3 protein-coding genes are annotated in these 2,037 nt (G+C 42.6%); all 3 read right to left on the bottom strand.

What is annotated here, in order from left to right:
- Positions 1–209 precede the first annotated feature (209 nt).
- Positions 210–788, bottom strand: coding sequence for a hypothetical protein (locus WBA11_RS15985; RefSeq protein ID WP_424521653.1), 579 nt, complete (start codon positions 786–788; stop codon positions 210–212).
- Between the two features lie 190 nt (positions 789–978).
- A complete protein-coding gene (locus WBA11_RS15980; RefSeq protein ID WP_424521652.1) occupies positions 979–1,374 on the bottom strand; it encodes a hypothetical protein in 396 nt (131 codons plus the stop codon).
- Between the two features lie 27 nt (positions 1,375–1,401).
- Positions 1,402–2,037, bottom strand: a 636-nt coding sequence (locus WBA11_RS15975) for a hypothetical protein (protein ID WP_424521651.1), incomplete at its 5' end; no start/stop codon positions are given.

Genomic DNA, 2,037 nt, shown 5'->3' with positions numbered 1-2,037 from the left:
TCGCTACTTTTATCATTTTGATGTTTACTCTCTCTAATATCGCTTACCTATTGATCTTACTATCGACTTTTTCAAGATATATATTGAAGTTACCTTAAATATTTTTTCCATTGTTGCTATGAAATGTATTCTTTTTTCCATTGTTGCGATGAATACAAGTCATCATTGCATAAACGGAGTGTGCTCAACTAAGCCTAAATGGCATCATTCTATTCCAGCTTTACGATGGAAATGTCACCATCTGTTATTTCCGTCACTTTACTAACATCAATTGTCATAAATAAGTCATCATCAGTCACAATTTCAAAGCCTCCAGCATCAAAAGAATCAGTCTCTAAAATTTCAAGTCCTGCCATATTGTCATCCAAAGCAATCCCGATGGACGCTGTGAATAAATTATCACCATTGATAATGACATCTGAGGTCGTCCAACCCGCTAAATTGGCAATACGCCCTGCTAAGGAGTTTGGATTGCGTCTAGCGGCTATCAATATCCTGCCCTGCCAGCTATAGACAAAGACCATGTAGCGTGGCACACCGCCCTTTTTACCAGTCAGCCAGATGAAGAAGAAAAAAGAAAAGATGATGGCAGGAATCTGTAGTAAGCCAATTTGTATGATGCGACACATGGCATAGACAAAGCCTGTTGCCATACCTGCCGTCATCATGCGATTCATGTCAACTGCCCCAAAAACTTTCTCCTCGCGAACGGTGACTAAACTCTTGATTTTTGCTGCCATCGGTGAAACTCCTCTATTTTTGTCCAGCGAAAAAATAAGAAAGAACATTGTCTAAAAATGTGTCAAGTCTGCTGTACTCACAAAAAGTAGCTGTAAAAAAAGCGCAGGCTATCAATGCCTACGCCTCATGTATTAATGGAATATTTAATGCGATCTACTACAAATGTGTGGTTTTAGTGAAACAGCTTTTTGTAGTGCTTTCTATTCCATAATTATACATATATATATGTATATAATACTAGAAGCTCAGTAAACCAACTAAGCCGCCACCGCCTACAAATATGAGTATGATAAGCCCGGTCATGACCGAGCGTGCCGCTTTTGGATTTTCTTGTTTCCATTCAGCAATGAAGGGAATGGATGAGCCAAGATTCATCAAGGATAAACCCAGAAAACCAATCACAGCGGCAGAACTTGCTACCGCGACCATCAAATCTTCAATTGTCCCGAAAAAATCTTCGACCTGTGCCACTGGGTCAGCCTGAGCGTAAACAGGCGCTCCAGCAATAGCAAGAACAAACATCAAAGTGAATAATGTTAAAACACGTCTTTTTAGCATCTTAAACCCTTCTATAAATTGATATATAGGTGTATCGATGATTTTAATATTACACCAAGACCACAGACTTGGCAAGCGAATCGACGGTGCTAGTCGCTCACACTAGCCATCTAACAAGGAAATCGACCAAACTCGCCCTGCTAAGTCTAAGCGTGCGAAGGGATCATCAGCATTCCATTCCCAAGCGAGGGTCAAATCTAAAGCATATTCAGGGTCAAATGTCACAGCCTGATAGGCAAGTGGACGACGGGTTGCCCCTGTGGGCATCGGGCGAAACCCGAAAATCATTCCAATATCTTCCAATTCTAGTGTGACAGCCTCTGCTTGTGGATTATAGATGCGTACATCAACATAAAGTTGCGTGCTTGAGCGACGGATGCGTCGCAATTGCACATCTAAATTAGAGACCACAACCGCTAAGGGCGGTTGATTGATAGTCACTAAGAATGACTCACCTGCGACACCCGCTGGCGAGAATAAGAGGAGCGCATTGCCATCAAAGCGATTGACCAAGAAAGACATCGAGGCTTGAACAGTTTGACCTGCAGGCAATATCGCAGGTGCAGGCGGATGAGTTGTGCCTGTTAAGGGCGATAAATCAGGTGAATAACGGGCATCCCGCGCATCCAAAAACCATTGATAATTGCTCAGGACAACATCATTGGCACGCGCTGTCAGGGTCAAATCAACCACGGCATACATGAAACCATCTGAGGCAGGTAAGCTATAGGCATTATC

Origin of the sequence: Rubrivirga sp. (assembly GCF_049648075.1) — a bacterium.
Classification (GTDB): Bacteria; Bacteroidota; Rhodothermia; order Rhodothermales; family Rubricoccaceae; genus Rubrivirga.
The sequence above is the reverse complement of the archived record's forward strand: the minus strand, read 5'-3'. Positions and strand labels throughout refer to the sequence as shown.